General features: G+C 37.4%; 16 protein-coding genes and 1 pseudogene. 5 read left to right on the forward strand and 12 right to left on the reverse strand.

Features of this window, described 5'->3' with window-relative positions; all coding sequences use genetic code 11:
* Positions 1-170: 170 nt before the first annotated feature.
* The 3 genes from ACRX5O_RS05520 to gltB form a co-directional block, all read right to left on the reverse strand.
* On the reverse strand, positions 171-476 hold the full coding sequence (locus tag ACRX5O_RS05520; RefSeq protein WP_433905016.1) for an HU family DNA-binding protein: 306 nt from the start codon (positions 474-476) through the stop codon (positions 171-173).
* Positions 477-642: 166 nt separating this feature from the next.
* Positions 643-2109 carry a glutamate synthase small subunit gene (gene gltD / locus ACRX5O_RS05525; RefSeq protein ID WP_433905017.1) on the reverse strand — a complete coding sequence of 489 codons (1467 nt, stop codon included), beginning with the start codon at positions 2107-2109 and terminating at the stop codon, positions 643-645.
* Positions 2110-2126: 17 nt separating this feature from the next.
* A complete protein-coding gene (gene gltB / locus ACRX5O_RS05530) occupies positions 2127-6668 on the reverse strand; it encodes a glutamate synthase large subunit (RefSeq protein WP_433905018.1) in 4542 nt (1513 codons plus the stop codon).
* A gap of 129 nt (positions 6669-6797) precedes the next feature.
* Here gltB and gltC point away from each other — a divergent pair, with 129 nt between their 5' ends.
* Together gltC and ACRX5O_RS05540 are read left to right on the forward strand one after the other, a co-directional pair.
* Positions 6798-7700 (forward strand): glutamate biosynthesis transcriptional regulator GltC, encoded by a 903-nt coding sequence (gene gltC, locus ACRX5O_RS05535; protein WP_433905019.1) that lies wholly within the window; start codon positions 6798-6800, stop codon positions 7698-7700.
* An 89-nt stretch (positions 7701-7789) separates the two neighbouring features.
* On the forward strand, positions 7790-7936 hold the full coding sequence (locus ACRX5O_RS05540; RefSeq protein WP_433905020.1) for a hypothetical protein: 147 nt from the start codon (positions 7790-7792) through the stop codon (positions 7934-7936).
* Between the two features lie 254 nt (positions 7937-8190).
* Here ACRX5O_RS05540 and ACRX5O_RS05545 read toward each other — a convergent pair whose 3' ends face one another.
* Both ACRX5O_RS05545 and ACRX5O_RS05550 read right to left on the reverse strand, forming a co-directional pair.
* Entirely contained in the window at positions 8191-9015 is an 825-nt protein-coding gene (locus tag ACRX5O_RS05545) for a nucleotidyltransferase domain-containing protein (RefSeq protein ID WP_433905021.1), read from the reverse strand.
* A gap of 232 nt (positions 9016-9247) precedes the next feature.
* Positions 9248-9718 (reverse strand): annotated as a pseudogene (locus tag ACRX5O_RS05550) (excinuclease ABC subunit UvrA); the annotation flags it as partial.
* Between the two features lie 214 nt (positions 9719-9932).
* Here ACRX5O_RS05550 and ACRX5O_RS05555 point away from each other — a divergent pair.
* Complete coding sequence (locus ACRX5O_RS05555; protein ID WP_433905214.1) at positions 9933-10079, forward strand: hypothetical protein; 147 nt, start codon at positions 9933-9935, stop codon at positions 10077-10079.
* Positions 10080-10297: 218 nt separating this feature from the next.
* Here the strand turns inward: ACRX5O_RS05555 and ACRX5O_RS05560 are convergent, their stop codons facing one another.
* The 4 genes from ACRX5O_RS05560 to ACRX5O_RS05575 all read right to left on the reverse strand — a co-directional run bounded on the left by ACRX5O_RS05560 (position 10298) and on the right by ACRX5O_RS05575 (position 14624).
* Complete coding sequence (locus ACRX5O_RS05560; RefSeq protein ID WP_433905022.1) at positions 10298-10915, reverse strand: YesL family protein; 618 nt, start codon at positions 10913-10915, stop codon at positions 10298-10300.
* Between the two features lie 108 nt (positions 10916-11023).
* The gene (locus tag ACRX5O_RS05565) at positions 11024-11917 is read right to left on the reverse strand and encodes a carbohydrate ABC transporter permease (protein ID WP_433905023.1); all 894 of its coding nucleotides are present in this window, start codon (positions 11915-11917) and stop codon (positions 11024-11026) included.
* Positions 11918-11931: 14 nt separating this feature from the next.
* Positions 11932-12786 (reverse strand): ABC transporter permease, encoded by an 855-nt coding sequence (locus tag ACRX5O_RS05570; protein ID WP_433905204.1) that lies wholly within the window; start codon positions 12784-12786, stop codon positions 11932-11934.
* Positions 12787-12935: 149 nt separating this feature from the next.
* Positions 12936-14624 (reverse strand): extracellular solute-binding protein, encoded by a 1689-nt coding sequence (locus ACRX5O_RS05575; protein ID WP_433905024.1) that lies wholly within the window; start codon positions 14622-14624, stop codon positions 12936-12938.
* A 208-nt stretch (positions 14625-14832) separates the two neighbouring features.
* On the opposite strand from ACRX5O_RS05575, the gene ACRX5O_RS05580 reads away from it, so the two are divergent.
* Entirely contained in the window at positions 14833-16371 is a 1539-nt protein-coding gene (locus ACRX5O_RS05580; RefSeq protein ID WP_433905025.1) for a response regulator transcription factor, read from the forward strand.
* 15 nt (positions 16372-16386) lie between these two features.
* On the forward strand, positions 16387-18096 hold the full coding sequence (locus tag ACRX5O_RS05585) for a sensor histidine kinase (RefSeq protein ID WP_433905026.1): 1710 nt from the start codon (positions 16387-16389) through the stop codon (positions 18094-18096).
* Positions 18097-18232: 136 nt separating this feature from the next.
* Here the strand turns inward: ACRX5O_RS05585 and ACRX5O_RS05590 are convergent, their stop codons facing one another.
* The 3 genes from ACRX5O_RS05590 to ACRX5O_RS05600 form a co-directional block, all read right to left on the reverse strand.
* Positions 18233-19297 (reverse strand): Gfo/Idh/MocA family protein, encoded by a 1065-nt coding sequence (locus ACRX5O_RS05590; protein WP_433905027.1) that lies wholly within the window; start codon positions 19295-19297, stop codon positions 18233-18235.
* 95 nt (positions 19298-19392) lie between these two features.
* A complete protein-coding gene (locus ACRX5O_RS05595) occupies positions 19393-21018 on the reverse strand; it encodes a glycoside hydrolase family 13 protein (RefSeq protein ID WP_433905028.1) in 1626 nt (541 codons plus the stop codon).
* Between the two features lie 369 nt (positions 21019-21387).
* Positions 21388-22041, reverse strand: coding sequence for a vWA domain-containing protein (locus ACRX5O_RS05600; RefSeq protein ID WP_433905029.1), 654 nt, complete (start codon positions 22039-22041; stop codon positions 21388-21390).
* Positions 22042-22081 lie beyond the last annotated feature (40 nt).

Raw genomic sequence — 22081 nt, forward strand, 5'->3', positions numbered from 1 at the left:
AATATTCCGCTGATTATTGTTCTGTATTTTTTTAGTTGTATCTGGAATTATTTATTGTTCTGTAGTTTATTATTTATAAACTAGTCCTTTTTCATCAGTACTAAATCACCGGAACAAAAAAATAATCGCCTCAAACGAAGCGATTAAGAGAAAGTATATAATTATGTCTTCTATTTAATATCAAGTAAATCCAAAGTTTCTCCCTGATTCACTGCGTCTTTCAACTCTTTGCAAGGATTAAACACCGCATATTTAGTAGCTGGAATCGTAATTTCTTCCCCCGTTTGTGGGTTTCTACCTTTTCTCTCGGCTCGTTCACGTGTTTCAAAGCTTCCAAAGCCAACTAATTGTACCTGTTCCCCACCTACTAATGAGGTTGAAATGCTATCTATAATAATGTCTACTACTTTTCTTGAGTGTTTTTTCGGTAAGTCACATTTCTTAGCTATCGAGTAGATTAAATCTGTTTTGTTCATATGATGTACCTCTATTAATCATGTTCTAGCAATTCATGAATTGCCTATTGTTAGTTTTAACATAAGCGTATTCCGTTACGCAAGGAATAAGTAGTTTAGTGGATTAACGGATTACAGGAATGATAGAAAAAAATAGGCTGCCAAAGCAGCCTACATTTGTACGATTTTAAACCATCAAGTATTTGTGAACTTCGCTAGCCACTTCTCTACCTTCGTTGATTGCCCAAACGATCAGACTTTGTCCTCTTCTAGCATCACCTGCAGCGAATACGCCTTCTACGTTTGTTTTATAATCACCTTTCGCAGCTTTAATCTTTTGATTGACTGATTCTACTCCGAATTGGTTTAACAGAGGCATCTCTGTACCTTCAAAGCCAATTGCGATAAACACAAACTGAGCTGGCCATACTTTTTCTGTGCCTGGAATTTCTTTAAAATAAAAACGTCCGTTCTCATCTTTTAGTTTTTCCATTTGGATCGTGTGTAACTCTTTTAAGTTCCCATTCTCATCAGCAACGATTTTCTTTGTTTGAATCGAATATTGACGAGGATCTTCCCCGAATTTTGCTTCTGCTTCCTTATACGCATAATCCATCGTAAACACATTTGGATATGCAGGCCATAAGTTATCAGACGTGCGTTCAGCTGGCAATTGTGGATGTTTCCCAAACTGAACAACACTGCGGCATTTTTGACGAAGAGCGGTTGCCACACAGTCAGCCCCTGTGTCTCCGCCACCGATTACGATGACATCTTTGCCTTCCACATCGATGAAGTTACCATCTTCAAAATTTGAATCTAATAGACTTTTCGTTGCTAGAGTTAAATAATCCATCGCAAAGTGAATGCCTTTTGCTTCACGGCCTTCAATCACTAAATCACGTTGTCTTTGGGCACCTGTACAAAGGATGACCGAATCAAATTGTGCTTGAAGTTCGGACGCTTGGATGTCCTTGCCCACTTCTGTATTCGTAACAAAGTCGATTCCTTCTTGCGTTAATAAACGAATGCGGCGTTCAACCACTTCTTTTTCAAGCTTCATGTTTGGAATACCATACATGAGCAAACCTCCCGGACGATCAGCACGTTCAAACACAGTAACCGAGTGGCCTGCTTGATTCAGTTGGTCCGCTGCTGCTAAACCGGCAGGGCCCGAACCGATGATCGCCACTTTCTTTCCAGAGCGAGAAGCAGGAATTCGCGGTGTAATCCATCCGTTTTCAAAGCCTTTATCGATAATCGCTTGTTCAATATTTTTGATCGTGACTGCCGGGTCGTAAAGGGCCACGGTACAAGAACCTTCACATGGAGCCGGACAAACTCTTCCTGTAAACTCAGGGAAATTATTTGTTTTTAACAGACGATCTAGTGCTTCTTTCCAACGACCTTTATACACAAGATCATTCCACTCAGGAATCAAGTTATGAATCGGACACCCAGAAGTAGCTCCCCCAATCTCCATACCGATATGACAGAAGGGAGTGGCGCAGTCCATACACCGCGCCCCCTGTGTACTTAATTTCTCATCTGAAATAGGAAGTTTATGTTCTTTCCAATCGTTTAGTCTTTGTAAAGGATCTCTTTCTGCTGCTTTTTCGCGAGCATATTCCATAAATCCTGTTGCTTTTCCCATGTTTCAACTCCCCTTTCTTAGCGGATGGCAGCTTCCTGCTGTTTCGATGGTTTTGATGTTGCTCCGGAATTCGCTAAAAAGGCGCTCATGACGGCTTCTTCTTCCGATAATCCTTGTAACTTTTGCTCGTCAATCAAAGTGATCATTCGTTTGTAATCTTTTGGAATGACTTTGACAAATTTTCTGACACATTTTGCCCAGTCTTCTAGAATACAACTCGCCTTCACACTCTCTGTGTAGCGGTAATGGTTTTGTATTAATATTTTTAGCTCTTCCTGTTCAGTAGGAGATGAAACAGTTTCAAATTCAATCAATTCTTGGTTGGTTAAATTCTTAAATGCTCCCTCGTCCTCTGTATATACATAGGCAATTCCACCAGACATACCAGCTCCGAAGTTTTTCCCTACACCGCCTAAAATAACTACGCGTCCGCCTGTCATATATTCACAGCCATGGTCGCCAATTCCTTCTACGACTACATGTACGCCACTATTACGTACAGCAAAACGTTCTCCGGCACGTCCGTTAATATACGCTTCACCGCTTGTTGCACCAATAAAGGCAACATTTCCTGCGATTACATTTTCGCCTGAAGCGAACTTTGTATGTTCATCGGCTTTCACGATGATTTTTCCGCCAGAAAGTCCTTTTCCAACGTAATCATTCGCGTCACCCGTCAGTTCAAGAGTCATTCCCTTCGGTACAAACGCACCAAAACTTTGACCAGCTGATCCGGTAAACTTTAACGTAATCGTATCCTCTGGAAGACCTTCTTCACCATAACGTTTCGAAATTTCACTTCCAACAATCGTACCAGCTACGCGATTCACGTTCGTAATAGGGAAGCTCGCTTCTACAGGTGTTCCGTCTTCTAATGCACGTTGAACAGCCGGTAAAATATGTTTTATATCAAGACTTTCGTCAATTCGATGATTTTGCGGGTGTTTAAAGGTTGTTGCTCCTTCAGGCTTGTGCAGCAATGCCGTTAAATCTAAATGCTGTGCCTTCCAGTGTGATTTTGCCCGTTCACTCACCGTTAACACATCGGTGCGACCAACCATTTCTTCCACCGTTCTAAAGCCAAGTTCCGCCATCATCTCACGAACTTCCTGAGCCACAAAGCGCATATAGTTCACGATATAATCTGCTTCACCTGTGAATTTTTTACGAAGCTCTGGATTTTGTGTCGCGATTCCAACAGGACATGTATCCAAATGACACACACGCATCATGACACAGCCAAGAACTACAAGTGGAGCGGTAGCAAAGCCAAATTCCTCCGCACCGAGTAAAGCAGCCATAACTACATCTTTACCAGTCATTAACTTTCCATCTGTCTCAAGAACCACACGGTCACGCAATCCATTGAGCATAAGCGTTTGATGTGCCTCTGCTAATCCAAGTTCCCAAGGCAATCCAGCGTGCTGAATACTTGTTTTTGGTGATGCACCCGTTCCACCGTCGTATCCGCTAATGACGATCACGTCAGCGACAGCTTTCGCAACACCAGCAGCGATCGTTCCAACTCCGCCCTTCGATACAAGCTTGACACTGATGCGAGCTTGACGATTGGCATTTTTCAAATCATGAATCAGCTGAGCCAAATCTTCAATTGAGTAGATGTCATGATGTGGTGGAGGTGAAATTAAGCTCACACCAGGTGTTGAACCACGAACATCTGCTACCCATGGATACACCTTTTTCCCCATTAACTGTCCACCTTCACCAGGCTTCGCTCCTTGAGCCATTTTAATTTGCAGCTCTTCAGCATTAACAAGATAATGACTTTTCACACCAAAACGGCCGGAAGCGATTTGCTTAATCTTACTTCCTCGGTTGTCACCATTTTCATCAGGAATAAATCGGCTAGCGTCTTCTCCACCTTCACCGCTGTTGCTTTTTCCACCCAAACGGTTCATGGCAATCGCTAATGTTTCGTGTGCTTCCTTACTAATGGATCCAAAGCTCATTGCACCTGTTTTAAAGCGGCGAACGATTGAATCAACGCTTTCTACTTCTTCAATTGGTAACGGTTGTCTCGAACCATTGAAAGAGAATAAGTTACGTAAAAAGCCGAGTCTTTCTTCATTGGCAAGTGTCGAATATTTCTTAAATAATTCATAATCACCGTTACGGCAAGCCCATTGCAAGGTATGAATCGTTCCTGGATTAAAGGCATGGTGTTCGCCGTCGTGTCTCCATTGGAAGTTACTTCCTGACTCTAACGTATTGTCTGATAAAGAAGAGTAAGCTTCCTCGTGACGTAGCTTCGCCTCTTCAGCGATCGTGTCTAACCCAATTCCTCCTAGCTGTGAAACCGTTCCTGTGAAGTAACGGTCGATCACATCAGAGCTGATTCCAACCGCTTCAAAAATTTGAGCACCACGGTAACTTTGTACCGTTGAAATCCCCATTTTAGACATAACCTTCACAACGCCTTCATTCATAGAAACGATATACTTTTTCACCGCTTCTTGATACGTGAATGGTAATGTGCCTTCAGAAACAGCTTGCTGATAAATCGAGAATGCTAGATAAGGGTTGATCGCGTCTACGCCATATCCGAGCAACACAGCAAAATGATGAACTTCTCTTACTTCCCCAGATTCCACAATAATGCTTGCCTTTGTTCGTAATCCTTCACGAATCAAATGCTGATGAAGGGCACTCACTGCTAGTAATGATGGAATCGCAATCGTTGTTTCATTAATATGACGGTCAGATAGAATTAGTAGACTCGCTCCACCTGCAATTTCTTCTTCTGCTTGACGACAAATATCTTGCAGACTGCTTTCTAAATCGTCCTGGAACACCATGTCAATGACAGCACTTTTGAACTCTTTACCATTTTTTAAAGTTTCTAGCTGGCTGTTTGTCAAAATCGGTGTTTCTAACTGAATCCGACGGCAATTTTCTGCTGATGGATGAAGCAAATTCCCTTCAGCTCCTAAATATGAAACCGTTGAAGTAACAATTGCTTCACGAATCGCGTCAATCGGTGGATTCGTTACTTGAGCGAATAATTGCTTAAAGTAGTTAAACAAATTCTGCGGCTTATCTGATAAGACAGCTAGCGGCATATCGTTCCCCATCGCTCCAAGCGGATCCTTGCCTTCACTCACAGCTGGAATAATGTATTTTTGAATATCTTCATACGTATATCCAAACGCCTTTTGACGAACCAGTAAATCTGCCGGAACCTCTCCTTCAGCCTCTACGCTATCTTCCAAGCGAACAAGCTCTTTATCGAGCCATTGCTGGTAAGGCTTGGCTTGGGCCATCTCAGATTTAACTTCCTCGTCGGAAATAATACGACCTTCTTCTAGATCGATTAAAAGCATTTTTCCTGGTTGAAGACGCTCTTTGTATAGCACCTTTTCCGGCTCAACATCGATGACACCAACCTCAGATGAGAAAATAATATAATCATCTTCTGTCACATAATAACGAGCTGGTCGAAGTCCATTACGGTCTAAGATAGCTCCGATTTGTTTTCCGTCTGTAAACGAAATCGCGGATGGTCCATCCCACGGTTCCATTAATGAGCTGTGATATTCATAAAAAGCTCTCTTCTCGTCCGTGATATGAGGATTATTAGACCAAGGCTCAGGTACCAACATCATCGCAGCGTGAGCTGGCTTTCTGCCGGCAAGAACCATGAATTCAAGCGCATTGTCTAAAATCGACGAATCACTTCCATCAATATCAAGGATCGGCAATACTTTTTCTAAATCAGATCCAAACGCTTCTGAAATAAATTGTGTTTCACGTGCCTTCATCCAATGAATATTACCTTGAAGTGTATTAATTTCACCATTGTGAATTAAATAACGGTTCGGATGGGCTCTTTCCCAGCTTGGGAATGTATTTGTACTAAAGCGTGAATGCACTAAAGCAAACGCAGACACAAAGCTCTCATCCTGTAAATCCAAATAGAATTGATCGACTTGTTCAGGAGTTAATAGCCCTTTATAAACAATCGTTCTGCTTGAAAAGCTTGCAAAATAGAAACGATAGTCAGAACCCTTTGCCCAATTTTCTGCTTGTTTACGAATCACGTATAATTTTCTTTCAAACGCTAGTGAATCACCTTCGTTATCCCCAACAAACACCTGGCGAACAACCGGGCAGCTTTCCTGTGCGGTAACCCCAATTTTCCCTGCATCGACTGGAACGTTTCTCCAGCCAAGCACCGTTTGACCTTCTTGTTCGATACATTTATTAATATAAGCTTCTATTTCTTCCCGTTCTTTGTCATCCTTTGAGAAAAATAGCATTCCCACACCGTACTTCCCTTTTTCAGGTAAGTTCATGTCAGAACATTCTTTTCTGAAAAATAGATCCGGTATTTGAACCATTAGTCCCGCACCATCGCCTGTTAACGGGTCACTTCCCTGTCCACCGCGATGATCTAATTGACAAAGCATTGATAGTCCTTTTGCCACTATATCATGTGTGGCGTTCCCTTTTATGTGAGCGTATAAGCCGATTCCACATGCATCATGTTCAAATTCAGGACGGTAGAGACCTTGTGCTTTTGGTAGTTGATGATATGTCATATTCTTCTCTCCCTGCCGATTGTTGTCGAAAAATTCATATAACATCATTTTATGTGTTCAAAATCATATAAACAATATATAATTTATATTAAATCAATCGAAAATTCATATGAATGGGAGAAGACAAAAATGGAGCTCCGTCAATTGCGCTATTTTATAGAAGTAGCAGAACGAGAACATATGACAGAAGCAGCTGATAATCTAAATGTCGCACAATCAGCGGTCAGCTATCAAATTACCAAGCTAGAAGAAGAGCTAGGCGTAAAGCTACTCGAACGAGTCGGAAGAAATATTAAGGTCACACAGATTGGGTATATCTTTTTGAAGTATGTCAAAAGCTCCTTAAAAAAGCTCGATGAAGCAAAGGAAAAAATAGACGAATATCTCGATCCACAAGCAGGAACGATTAAAATTGGCTATCCGACCAGTCTCGCGCGGTATTGGCTTCCAACGGTGATTTCTGCGTATAAGAATGACGTACCAAACGTAACCTTCCATCTGCGTCAAGGTTCTTATGCCAACTTAATTGATGCCGTGAAAAATGGGGAAATTGATTTAGCCTTTCTTGGACCTGTCCCAACCAATGATCCAGACTTAGAAACGAAAATTTTATTTATGGAAAACATCATTGCATTGATTCCTTCGCTGCACCCGTTGGCTGAAAGTAAAAGGATTCATTTAAGTGATTTGCGGTCAGACAAGTTCGTCTTATTTCCGAAGGGGTATGTTCTTCGAAAACTTGCGGTAGAAGCATGTCGCGAAGCAGGGTTTGAACCAGAGATTACGTCTGAAGGCGAGGATATGGATGCGCTAAAAGGACTCGTTTCCGCCGGAATAGGAGTCAGCCTTTTACCGGAGAGCACGTTCTATGACTCTACTCCCCGATTCACCGTTAAAGTACCGATAGAAACGCCAAAAGCCATGCGTACAGTTGGGGTAATTATTCCGAAACATCGAGAATTGGCACCGGCGGAGAAGAATTTTTATCAGTTTTTGATTCAATTTTTTAATCGGTTGGAGCAGTATAAATAATTGTATATTTTGCAAATTAAGTCCCTCAGGAAATAGCGAGTGTCTTTATGTAAACACTAACGTTGTTAACAATTGAAGGAGGGACTTTTATGCAACAGAATCAACAGTCTAAAGCGATTATGCGACCAGAGTCTGCTGGTACAGATGCACAAAAAGTGAAAGAAGAAATACAAGAAGATGTAAGGCAAGGAAAAGGTGCAATGACTTCCCGTGAAGCAGGAGCCATGCAAGATTAAAAGTCTTTATAAGAAACGTAAAGAGCAGAGGACCATCCTCTGCTCTCTTCAATAATTACAGCTTTATATTTCTTCCCGTATGATTTGCTTACCTTCTTCAATTCTTAATCGCTTGGAGCAGTGCTTTATCCTGCACCAATCCTAAGTGAACATCTTCGAATGTATTAATCTTCTCTCGCCCGATAGCTCACAGGTTGTCTTTTTATTTTATTGTTTTTGAATAAAAGGACAAATATTTCGATTGATTATTGTTTTTAGCGCTCTGACGTTAAAATCCCCTCTGCAGTTAAGAGATTGTCTAAGTTATCAACCAGCTTATTTACTTCGATTAAAATTCTTTCGTCAAAACCAGAAATGCTACTCAATAAATCATTTAAATTTTTTTCCATATCAAAAGGAAGTTTAGCTCCTTTTTCTTTTAATATTTTTACTAATTTCTTTTCTCCAGGGTGCGGCATTTCGTTTATAGCAAACAATATATCGAAATAGCTGGCCAAAAGAGCAGACACCCTATGGTTAATACTTACGTAATCATTTCTCTTAATGGCTTTTTCTATTTGAAAATAATAAGCAGGCATCTGATACCTTAATAACGGATAATTTTTTCTTATAATATCTAACTTTAATGCTTCAGGAAATTTAATATTGTATTTTTGTTGAAGTTTTTCAGCTTTTTTGTGTTTATCAAACAGTATGACTGATGTTATGAAATTACTCCAAAAACAAGTTGTATATCCGACATCTGCTTGACATTTAATTAATGTTCTCTCAAGTTGTGCATCAATCCAATCCAAATCCCGGTAAATAATTTCAATTGGGGTATTCACGTCTATTATAATTCCATCATCTTCAGTCTCCCAGAATTGATTATTAATCTCTACATAAACACAAAATCCCTTTATGATTTCTTCTCTTTTTATAACTGAAACTTCCTTGTTCGAATAGATATATAAATCATAATCAGAGTTTTCATCTTGTGTGTCGGTTGTGTGAGAACCCGCAAGCAGTATGGCTTCTACCTCCTGTAATTGTGAAAACTCGTTTACAATAGCGTTTAATATTGCGTGATCTTTAAACATTGACCTTATCCCCTCTTTCATCTTATTTACCTATTCAGCCTCCAATTTTCCCTTTAAAATATATGCATTTATCAATAACCTCCTAAAGTAAAAAAAGGACAACCTTGAATTAAGTCCTAGGTTGTACCTTTTTTAGGTATCATTGCCTTCAAATTTTTGAGTTATATCATCAATGCATATTCTATATTTATTTACGTTTTCCTCCAAAGAAGCAGAAAATAGTTAAGTTTCATTGCTCTACTTCCTCGTTATAACGTCTTCCATTACACCTAGGACATTCAGTATTTTTGTTAGTGCCGCGTCCTTTACACGTAGGACACCAGCCTAATTCATTATTAAATGAAAAGACTTCTGGAGAAAGATTGTATGTTTCAGCGAGTCTGACACGAATTTCTGTAAAAACGCCCGTATAAGTACCAATTGTTGAACGTGGATTTGAAGAAATGGATGATCTTCCAAGAAAAAGCACTAACGGCATTTCTTCCATCTTAATGGCACTGAAATTTGTTTCCATAATTTCTGGAAATAAATACTGATATTCAGCCTTTGGCAATAAGGACGTTTCTTAGACTCTTCACCAATTGTCTGACAAAAAGTTGTTTTACCAGATCCCGGCAAACCAGCAATGCCCAGCGATTGATCAGTTGGAAGCGTTGCATTTTATTTGTTAATATTGTTCGCCAATTAATTGATTTATTTTCATTGTGATCTCCTTACAACTTTCTAAATTGGGTTCGCCGAAATGAAAAATATACGTTACTTTCAATTTGCCCTCTTTCTTATAAAGTAAATGAGAAACGCTGTAATACCTCATCTACGATACCCTTCATATATTTCTTAGGACTTTCCCCAATAATTATAAAATTTCTTTTTGTAAACAATAAAATTGTTTATAAAAATTCGAAGGAGGAACTTATTTGCAACAGAATCAACAGCCTAAAAATATTATGAGACCAGAATACGCTGGTACAGATGCACAAAAAGTGAAAGAAGAAATACAAAAAGATGTAAGGCAAGGAAAAGGTGCAATGACTTCCCGTGAGGCAGGAGCCATGCAAGATTAAAACACACTGAAGGTGTCTTAATAAGAAACGTAAAGAGCAGAGGATCATCCTCTGCACTCTTCTATAATTACAGTCAGTTATCAGTGGGAAACATCAAAATTTGTGCTTTAGGATAGCTGCATGGGTAATACAAGTACCGTCAGTCTCTAAGGTAGATAATTCTGATTCCATCACTTTTCAGATCCCTAGAAATTCATTCGCCTAGGATTACTTCGCTTTTAGTATTTCTCATATATATTTCGAAACAGAAATGAATTTAAATAGGCAACAAGAGAAAATCCCAAAAATATACTTAGATATAGAGCAAGTACGAAGATATAAGGTGAAAAGAAAATGAACAATACTGGTCCGATAGAAAAAATCAGCACAGGTATCGTTTGGATTGGATTCGTAACAGCTATTTTCAATGCATTTACCACTGATTCTCTTATTGTATTTTCAAAACGTGCAACATAAGGGAATATGAGTATCGTTAGTAACAAATAGATGCATGTGAAAAAGAATAGACTTAAAATAATGAGCAACGTAAAATTCCCTTCATATACTTCTAAATATAAATAATCTAAAAATAAGATTAGCCCAGCGAACATTAACAAGATCCAGATACTTGTACTTTGTTTGAAATTCTTCTTGAAAGCCTGTACAAATCCACTATATACTCCACTTTCTTCATTCCGAACCATTTTTAATGTAACGGAGTAAAGTGCTGTCGTAGAAGCACCAATCGTAAAGATAGGGATGCAAAATAATAAAAACAAGCCATTCAATACAATCAATTCAACAAATCTTGTTAGAAAACGATACACAGGTCCTTCCATAGATAGAAAATGTTTCATAACTCACCTCTAAAATGATAAAAATACATAAATGGATTAAAATTCCACTTAATATAAAACACTACACAAATCGTCTAATGATTTATGTAGTGTTTCATCAATCATCTACTATTCTTTGACCGAGCCGACAACGATCCCATGAATAAAATATTTTTGTAACAATGGATAAATCACTAATAATGGAATAATAGAAACTACAATTTTTGCAGCGTTTAAATTTTTATTGGAGACTTGCATCATATTTTCTAGAGAATTGGAGCTTGCTCCTGACTTCAGCAGTTCTTCGATATTAATGGATAAGGATTGAATATAGGTCATTAATGGATAATTAGAAACTTTCGTCATATATATTAACCCTGAGAAAAAGTCATTCCAATTTCCTACAATACTAAATAATGCAACGGTAGCTAATGCTGGTAACGAGATTGGAATATAAACCCTGACTAATATTTGTAATGGATTGGCACCATCCATAATGGCCGCTTCTTCCAACGATTTAGGTATGCCTATGAAGAAATTCATGATTAATATAATGCTAAAAACTTGTACGGCACCAGGTAAAACCAGAGACCATATAGTATTCAATAGGTTTAAATTTTTCACTACTAAATACGTAGGAATCATCCCTCCATTAAATAACATTGCGAAGATTAGTAGATTCATATAGATGTTTCTACCTTTAAAAACTTTTTTAGATTTCGATAGAGGATATGCCATTAACACAATCAAGATCATATTAATAATGAGCGATAGGAATACTCTTTGTACAGAAATTCCAAACGAACGCCAAAATTGCGCATCCTCCATGATCATCTTATATGTTTCAATCGTAAAATTCACCGGTACTAACCCTACTGCATTTGCTGTAACTGCCTCACTACTACTAAAAGAAATGGCAAGAATATTCCATAAAGGAAGCAGACAGATCAATCCCAAAGAAATCACAATGGTATGAATAACAGTTCGTCCAATTCGCGCTGATATACTCTTACTTTCAACCATATTATTGTTCCTCCTTAGAATAATTTACGATCTGTATATTTTTTAGCCATTTCATTTGCAGAAATAATTAGAATCATCCCAATAATGGATTTAAATATACCAACGGCTGTCCCGAAACTATACTCACGACCAAGTAATCCAATACGGTATACATAAGTATCCAAAATATCTCCTGATTCATATACCATTGGTGTATATAGGTTATAAACTTGATCAAATCCAGCATTTAAAATATTGGGTAAGCTAAGGATGGCCAAAAGAAGAATAATTGGTAGCATACTAGGAAGTGTGATATGCCAAACTCTCTTCCACCAATTGGCCCCATCAATACTAGCTGCTTCATGAAGTCCTGGATCAACTGCAGTGATGGCCGCTAAATAAACAATCGAATTAAATCCAAATTCCTTCCATACATCAGTACCAATTAATAATGGTTGAAATAGTGAATTACTTCCAAGAAAATTCAATTTTTCAAATCCTAAAAAGGTTAATATTTGATTCACAGACCCATCAAGATTAAACATATTGACGACCACAGATGCCAGCACCACCCATGATAGAAAATGTGGTAGATAGACAACCGTTTGAATCGATTTTTTTAATAGCTTTAGACGGATTTCATTCAATAAAATAGAGAATACAATGGCAGCGAAAGTACCAATTAGAATTTTCCCGAAAGCAATGACCATTGTGTTCCTAAATACTTGGCCAATATCCGGTAATTGAAACATATAGATAAAATGTTCCAAACCTACAAACTCCGAGCCGAACATCCCTTTTGCTGGTACGTAATCCTGAAATGCCATGATAATTCCAAACATGGGAATATAACTAAAAATCAAAAGAAAGATCATTCCGGGTAGCATCATCAGATGATAAACGGAATTGCCCGATGTCCATTTTTTCTTTTGTTTTACTGTATCTGCATTAATAAAGTTGGCAGTTTTTTCAGTCTGTACTTTCATAAGTAAACCTCCTTATATAATAAGGGCTGCAAAGCAGCCCTTATTACTGTTTCTTATTGCTGTTCTGCCAATTCCGCTTCTATTTCAGCAATAATTTCATCTCCGCCTTGTTTCTTCCAGTTCGAAACAAATGTTTCAAAATAATCCAAAGGCTCCGTACCAGTTACGATTTTTATAAAATCTTCCTCTTCTAATTTTAAAAGGTTAGCACCCTTCTTCTCCATTGTAGTGGTTGTTCCATAATATACAGGAGTTGTCCAATTGAAAGTATCTTCATCGGTAAGTTTTTCAATTAAACCGATCCCTTTTATACGGGAATGGTATTTTGACCATGCTGACGTTTCTGCATTTTCAGGATCTTCTACATATTCAAGAATCGTTTTAGCATCCGTTTTAATACCAGCTTTTGTTATATCGTCGGTTGAAATTTCACCATTTACTGCAGGCACAATAAAGTCCGAAAAATCATCTAGTGTACTAGTAGATTTATAAACTTCAATGTTAAATGGTCTAGTGGACCCATCTACACCAAGTTCAGCATATTTTGCGATTTCAGGATAATTTGTTTCTAGATCCGGTGCATTACCTAATTCATCATAGAATAGATTTAAGATTTTTATCGCTAATTCAGGATGTGCATAATCTTTTCTAACTACAATAAATTGGCCAGTCGGATTTTCACGAAAAACGTTTGCTTTTCCATTTTCTCCTTCTAATGTATAGGGAACAAATTCTGCATTTTTATCCATTTCCCTTACAGCAGATAGACCCCAATCAGGAATATGCCATGGACCTGTTACGATACCTGTTTGTCCGTTTGTTAGAAGTGCCATGATGTCATCCCAAGTTCTGGTTCCAAATTGTGGATCAAGAATGCCTTTATCAAACCATTCAGCCATAACTCCAAGTGCTTGTTTTGTGCTCTCAGTAGTTGATCCATACGTGATAGTTCCTTTTTCATCTTCCATGTAATGTCTAGGATGTGCATTAAAAACACCTGCAACAGAGGACATCGTTAAAGCCGACCCACCGTAATCTCCAGCATTCAACCAATGAGCAAAAGGTATTCCAACAGGATTTCCAGAGGCTCCAGGATCATTTTCTATGAAAGCCTTCGCAGTATTTTCTAACTCAGCTAATGTGATTAGGCTGTCCCCGTCTTTATCTAGCTCCAACCCTAGTTCATCAATCCAATCTTGTCTGATCCAAACCATGTTTGGCGCGTTTGCTCCCACCGTTGCTGGAATCGCCATTAGACGATCATCAAATGTCGCATCAGTTAAGCTTCTCCCATCATATGAACCATATATTTCTTTAATGTAATCGCTTGCATTCTCTTCGTAAACATCCGTTAAATCAGCAATTAAATCGTTTTCAACTAACTCCTTCAACTCGTCTTTTGAATTCACGCGCATCATATCCGGCAATTCACCAGAAGCAATGGCTAAAGCCACCTGACGATCGTAATCTTCTCCTTCAGCTTCAAATTGATTGACAATTTTGGCATCCAACTTTTCTTCAACAAGTCGTGTGTAAGCATTGTTCTCATACGTATCACCCTCTGGTAATTTCGAGTTTGCAGCTGTCACACGTCCCATTGTAATAACTGTTTTTCCATCTTCTGTTGTTGACGCACTTTCTTTCTGTGAAGATGAATCGACACAAGCTGCTAAAGATACAGTCAGCATCGATGCAATAGAAAGCATTGTCACACGTTTAAATAAGGCCCCATACTTCTTCATCATGACCCCTCCAACTTTTATTTGTCTCTGACCAATTTAATTTCTGGCCATTGAATTAAGCTTACGTTTAGTTTAAGTGATACTAGGAGAATCCTAAATATTTAAAAAAACGTTTTCATGTACTTTTTTCCGGAACTTTTAGCACAGAGTGTAAGAAAGGGAATCACAATGATATAATCATCATGAATTATACTTGGAGGTAACAACAATGTATCGTATCTTGATAATAGATGATGAAAGAGACGAACGGAATGTTATTCGATTCCTTCTAAATAAGTACAACTTTCAACTTGTAATAGACGAAGCCTCCAACGGAAAAGAGGCTCTATCGCTATTAGAAACACAGCATGTAGATATATTATTTACAGATGTAAAAATGCCTTTTGTTGATGGAATTGAATTAGCAACGAGAGCTAGAGAGCTTTATCCTAACCTTCACATTATATTCTTCAGTGGTCATGATGATTTTTATTATGCCAAGAAGGCACTATCATTAAGGGCTGTAGATTATATATTGAAACCAGTAAAACCGGAAGAATTTCAGAATACCATTTCCACTGTATTGCAAAATATTAAACAAGAAGAAAAGGAACATGAATTAAGAGAAGCAAATACCGAATTTCTTAAAACTCATGTTTTATACCGTCTAATTAATAAGACACCGATTGATTTGTTAAAGAATGAATATCCCACTATGAATTTTGATTTTTTAAATCATTATACTTCCTTAATGTTAATGCAGTTTGAAGAACCATTTTTTGATCAACTACCAAAGGAAGAAGATACTTTTTTCTTTTATAATCAAATTAAGAAAATGATCCCAGATTATCCGTGCGATTTTATTAATTTGAATGCATTTCAAATCCTTTTGTTATTTGGGAAAAAGGAAAAAAATTCGGAATATAAAGAAATGGCAATAAAGATCCAAAAACAAGTCTACTCCGGATATGGAATAAATTGTTATATATCTGTCAGTAATCAATCCTTTTCTCCAAGTGAGTTGCCTAAAGTTTATGAAGAGTTGGAACAGTATCTAGAAGATCGGTTTTTCTATTCTGATACCTATATCTATCCAATAGATGCCTCAACTAGAGAAAGCAAGGAGTATCTTGAACAAGATGAACATACCCTCCAGAGGATACAAACAGCTATTCAATTAGTAGATATTGTTACCTTTAAACAAAACATGAAACTTCTATTTCAAAAATATCAGGCAAAACAGGGACTTTCCCATATTTATGTCCGCTATATCTTTTCAAAGCTATTGCAGACACTTTGTCAAAAGCTTCCTCATTATAACAAGGAATTGATAAATAAAAAGATGGAAGCTATTTTTTCTTGTCAGCATTTTTCTGAAATTGAAACGATTTTAATCAATGTTCAGGATGAAGTGATACAAAAATTAGAGAAAAAAGAACAATCTCCTAAACACGTCATTCATCTCGTTCAACAATATATTACTGAACACTATGGTGATGACTTAAGTTTGAATATACTAGCTGAAAAAGTGTACTTGTCTCCTAGTTATTTAAGCGAAATTTTCATACAAGAAACTGGCTGTGGAATTAATAAATACATTAAGAGTCTTCGGATGGAAAATGCAAAGGAACTCCTTAATAATACAAATATGAAAATCATTGATATATGTAAAAAGGTAGGCTATCATAATCTATCCTATTTTGTTCGAAGTTTTCGGGAGCATTTCGGCTCAAGTCCTGAAAAATACCGCCAAATGAAAAGGCAATAGAAAGAGAAGATTCTTATGCGGAAAATGACAGCTTGGTTCAAAAATTTAAAATTCAGAAGTAAAATTTTATTTATATGCCTACTATCAAGTATCCTTCCTGTCGTCGTATTGGGGAGTTATTGCTATTATCAAATTCAAAATATACTAATCAATCGAGAAAGTGAAGTCTTAGAAGAGTCCTTAAACCAGGCAGTTTCAAGTATTAATTACAAAGTTAATACGTATACAAATGTGATTAACCAAATGGTTTGGAATGAAGATGTCAAAAGAGGAGTTACTTCTGAGTATGATAATTCCTATGAGATGTATTTGTTTTACCGGGACATACTAGACCCTTTATCCTTAAATACGCATTTTTTATACAGCGAAATAAATACCATCACTATTTTTAGTGACAATCCCATGCACGCACATGGTGATATTCTTCGCCCACTAACATCCATTGAACAAAAAAGCTGGTTTGATCAAATATTAGAAACGTCCACTCCAAAATTTGTTGTTTCAGCAGCGGATCAGACCTTTGAAGTGGTCAGCCAAATATTTGATCGAAATCATAGTATTACAAATGTCGTTTATATAGATATTGATTACGAACATGTCTTTGAAAACATGTCTGGTTTATTTGAAAATGATTACGGCCTGGTCATCCTTGATGAATATCATAAACCTGTATATACCTTCCAAAATTTCCAGGAAGAATACGTTTCATATGAATTAACAACAAACGAATTACAAAACAAATTAAATGATGGTTCTCTGTCGGAGGATTATGTTTATAAAGAGTCCTCATTAACTTCTAATAATTGGACAGCATATCTATATCGTCCATTGAACACCATTTATGCTTCTACTTATAAGATCACTGTCACCGTTTTTATCGTGATTTTGTTATGTGTATTGATTTTGTTTCTATCCATCTATTATCTCTCCCGAGTTACAGTACGACCTTTAGAAAAGCTAGAGAAGAATATGGAACTGATTGAAAAAGGCGATTTATCTGTAACCGTTACAAATACTTCAACTGATGAAATCGGGAACCTCATTAGGCGATTTACCAATATGGTTCATAAACTACAGGAAATGATTAATGAAGTTTATAAAAGTAAAATCGCCGAACAACAATATGAAATGAAAGCTTTACAAGCTCAAATCAACCCACACTTTTTTTATAATAGCCTTTCCCTTATAAACAGCAAGGCAATTATTGCGGAACAAGAAGACATAAGTAAGATGGCTCAACTTCTTTCTACATTTTATCGAACCACATTAAATAGAGGTAAAAATACGATTTCCGTTAGAGAGGAATTAGAAAACACAACATCTTATATTCAAATTCAGCAAATGATGCATTCAGACTCCTTTGATGTTCGTTGCGAAATTGACGAAGAGATCTTGGATTACACCATGCTGAACCTTCTTTTACAACCTTTAGTTGAAAATGCCATTAATCATGGCATTGATCATAAAGAAAGTCCTGGAAAAGCGGTATTAACGATAACAGCAAAACAAACAGATAATACTCTAATCTTTAAAGTCTCTGATAATGGGTGTGGTATGGATCTTGAAATGTTGGAATCCATTCTAACTACTAAAACGAAAGGCTATGGGGTCCAAAATGTTCACCATCGTGTGCAACTTGCTTATGGAGCTGAATATGGATTAGCTTATACAAGTAAATGGATGGAGGGAACAACAGTGACACTTACTATTCCAAAAGTTAGCTGAGTAAATTCAAGTTAAGTATAAGTCTCTTCTTACTTTAAGAATGAGTAAGACCGATTGATAGAATCCCTTAATCTAGGATTTTACCAATCGGTCTTGTCTTTTTATGCTTTAAAAAGTTGCCAAAAGTATCAAAAGGCTAATCGATTATTACTGATTGTCCCCCCTCTGCAGATTCAAGAATTTTTTCTATTACTTTTTGATTTTGGTAGCCATCATAAAAGGTAGGTGTTCCCTGTTTTGGTTTGTAAGTGACTACGTCCACAAAATCCTCAAGTTGTTGTCTCTTATAGTTTTCTGGGACATCATAGGTTCTAAAAACCGGTTTATTGTTTGTATCATCTTTGACACAAATATCAATCTCATTTGGGCGCTCACAATTCACATGAATCGTACCGTTATCACCGTAAATGGTCACTTCATGCTGATTTCCTGATCCAACCGCATTTCTTGTTGTGACAAAATGTCCAATCACATTTTCTTCTAGTATGGCTTGAAAACTAGCATAGTCATCTACATCCACTTTTTTCATTTCTCCACCCATTGGGTCTTTCCGTTCGTGTATGAATGTTTTCATCAGTGCGGATACCGATTGAAATTCACCAATAAAGAATCGAGCACTATCAATCATATGAGCACCTAAATCCCCAAGTGCTCCTGTACCAGAAATAGATTGGTTAAAACGCCAGGTGTAAGGAACTTCAAATAAAGGTGCTCCAAAAGATTGTAGATATCGAACATCAATATGCCGGACTGTACCAATTTTATTTTCTTCTAGTAGTGTTTTTGCATAGCGAAAAGACGGGACATAGCGGTAAGAGAATCCAACCATACAAGGAATGGGCTGTTTTTCATACAAGACTTCCAATTTCTCAGCTTCAGCAAAATTGAGTGTAAAAGGTTTTTCAGCCATAACCGGTTTTTGATGATGAATACATAACTCTATCACCTTAGCATGTAAGTGGTTAGGCACAATTGAAATAATAGCGTCAACATCAGGATGTGAAATTAAAGCTTCCATCTCATGAAAACACATCTCTTCGCTAACTCCTTCCTCATCACCAATTTTCTTTAAGAGATCTTGATTCACATCACAAAGAGCAATCAATGATAGTTGATCTAACTCGGAAATCATGCGGCGGTGCGCATTCGCCATTCCCCCTAAACCAATTAACCCTACTGTTACCACTTGATCTTTCATCATCTGTTTTCCTCCTTATCCCATAAATGAGAAAAGCGATGAAACACTCCATCCCGCCTTCACCGCTTCTCCTCTTTTGCTATTTATTTAAAAAGTAATTACAACTTTACAGCAAATGCTTCATATGGTTTTAATTCAAGGTGTTGAAAATTAACGGAAGTTCTTTCGTAATTACTTATAACGACATCACTACTCTGACCCAAATGCTCAAGTTGTAAGGTTTTCGTTTGCTCACCAAAGTTGGCTACTACAGCCCAAGTCTCACCCTCATAATGTCGTAGATACATAAAAACTTGTTCCGGTGTGTCCATCACTAGTTCATAATCTCCCCAAACAATAATTGGATGGTCTTTTCTTAATTGAATCAATTTTTGATAGCAATAAAAAATAGAATTGGGATCTTCCAGATTAGCTTCTACATTAATTTCTTGATAATTTGGATTTACGTGTAACCAAGGTGTTCCTGTTGTGAAACCCGCGTTTTCTGTTCGGTCCCATTGAATGGGTGTCCGAGCATTATCACGCCCTTTAAAATTAATTGAAGCAATGATATCCTCTTTCTTATATCCATTCGCCAAACGTTCGTGATACATGTTCACACTTTCAATGTCTTCAACTTCACTAATATCATTGACAGGATAATTGGTCATTCCAATTTCTTCCCCTTGATAGATGTAGGGTGTTCCCTTCATAAGGTGAAGTAAAATCGCAAACATTTTTGCACTTTCCGCACGGTAGGTTGTATCATTTCCCCAACGAGAAACTATTCTTGGCAGGTCATGATTATTCCAAAACAGACTGTTCCAGCCTTCATTCCCTATAGCTGTTTGCCACTTACTAAGAACTTGTTTAAGCTCATTTATTTCTAGAGGTTTATGATCCCATTTTTCTTTCCCAGGTTGTTGATCTAAGCCTATATGTTCAAACTGAAAGACCATGGATAACTCATGGCGGCTTGGATCAGAATATAGCTTCGCAATCTCTGGCGTTGCCCCCCATGTTTCTCCCACGGTTAAAACATCATATTTACCAAAGGTTTCCCGATTCATTTCTTGTAAATAATCATGCAATTTCGGTCCATTGCCTGTAATTTCTTTATCAGGAATTTTACCTACTAAATCAATTACATCCATCCGGAATCCGCCAACACCTTTTTCCAACCAAAAATTCATCATATCCCAAACTTCTTGTCTAACTTTTTCGTTTTCCCAGTTTAAATCTGGCTGCTTTTTGCTAAAAAGGTGTAAATAATATTGACCTGTTTCTTCATCATAATCCCAAGCAGAGCCACTGAATGTTGATTTTAAAGAATTGGGAGCTTCACCGTTTACCGGATCTCTCCAGATATAGTAATCACGATATGGATTGTCTTTACTTTTACGAGATTCAATAAACCACTTGTGTTCGTCGGATGTGTGGTTAACGACCAAATCCATAATAATTTTGATATTTCTTTGGTCTGCTTGTTTGATTAGTTCATCCATATCATCCATTGTGCCAAATTCCGTCATAATATCTTGATAATCACTGATATCATAGCCATTGTCATCATTCGGTGATTTATAAACAGGACTTAACCAAATAGCGGTAATCCCAAGTTTTTCTAAATAATCTAATCGACGAATAATGCCCCTTAAATCACCTATCCCATCACCATCACTGTCTTGAAAACTGCGCGGATATACTTGATAAACTACTGCTGTCTGCCACCATTTCACGTTCATTTATTTCACTCCTAATCTTTTTTTCTTAATCCTATACTTCCATCTTTTCCAAGAAGCTGTGCATTTGTATATAGACGGTTGCCGATTACTTAATTCCGCCCCTTTTTACAGGATTGATGGTAAACTACTAAATTAATAAAAAATATTTCATTTCTCCCACTTAAATTTAGTTTAATTTTTTATGATAATTTAATAAATATCAAATAAACCGTTTTCATGTACTTTTTCCCGGAATTCCCTGTTAATCTAAGAAGTTTCATTCATGGATGTAAAAAATCTAATAGTAGGAACATAGAAGCCGGTGTCCCCTATGTCCCCTTCTCCAGATAACTTATTTACGGTTATAAAAAGCTTCAACTTGGGATTTTCTTATTTGTTTCTAGAACGCCCCTCATAATCACGTTCAATCCCTTCCTTCCAGCTCCGATCAATGTTCTTCCCGCTTCGAAGCTTTACTACAGCCTCGCTCACCATCTCATAATTTAATTTTGTCCCAATGTTGTCGGCATGGTAGTCAACCGCGAAGTCTTCATCTATTCCAAACTGTGCAGCCGTTGAAATGGCATCGATATTCGCACCTAGAAAGATGAAGTCCCATCCATATTTCTCTTTTTGATGTTTGATCATCTTCTTGATTTGATCTTGTGAAAATTCACGACTGGCATTTTCCATTCCATCGGTTGTAATGACGAATAGTACCTTATTGGCTCGCTCCGCTTCACTAGTGTGTTTTTGTACATTACCGATTTTTTGGATGGAAAAGCCGATTGCATCCAGTAAGGCAGTCGTTCCCCCTACCTCATAGTCACTTTCGGTAATGGGAGATATGCCTCTTACATTGATTCGGTCGTGTAAGAGTTCATACTTATGATTGAATAATACCGTCGTGACGAAAGCTTCACCTTCCGCTTTTTTTTGCTTATTTAGCATCGAATTATAGCCACCGATTGTGTCTGTTTCAAGCCCTGCCATAGACCCACTTTTGTCTAGAATAAATACGACTTCTGTTACATTCTTTTTCATCCTTGTTTTCCTCCACTTCATTTATTTATATATGAAGGAT

Origin of the sequence: Robertmurraya mesotrionivorans (genome assembly GCF_050971805.1) — a bacterium.
Lineage (GTDB): Bacteria > Bacillota > Bacilli > Bacillales > Cytobacillaceae > Robertmurraya_A.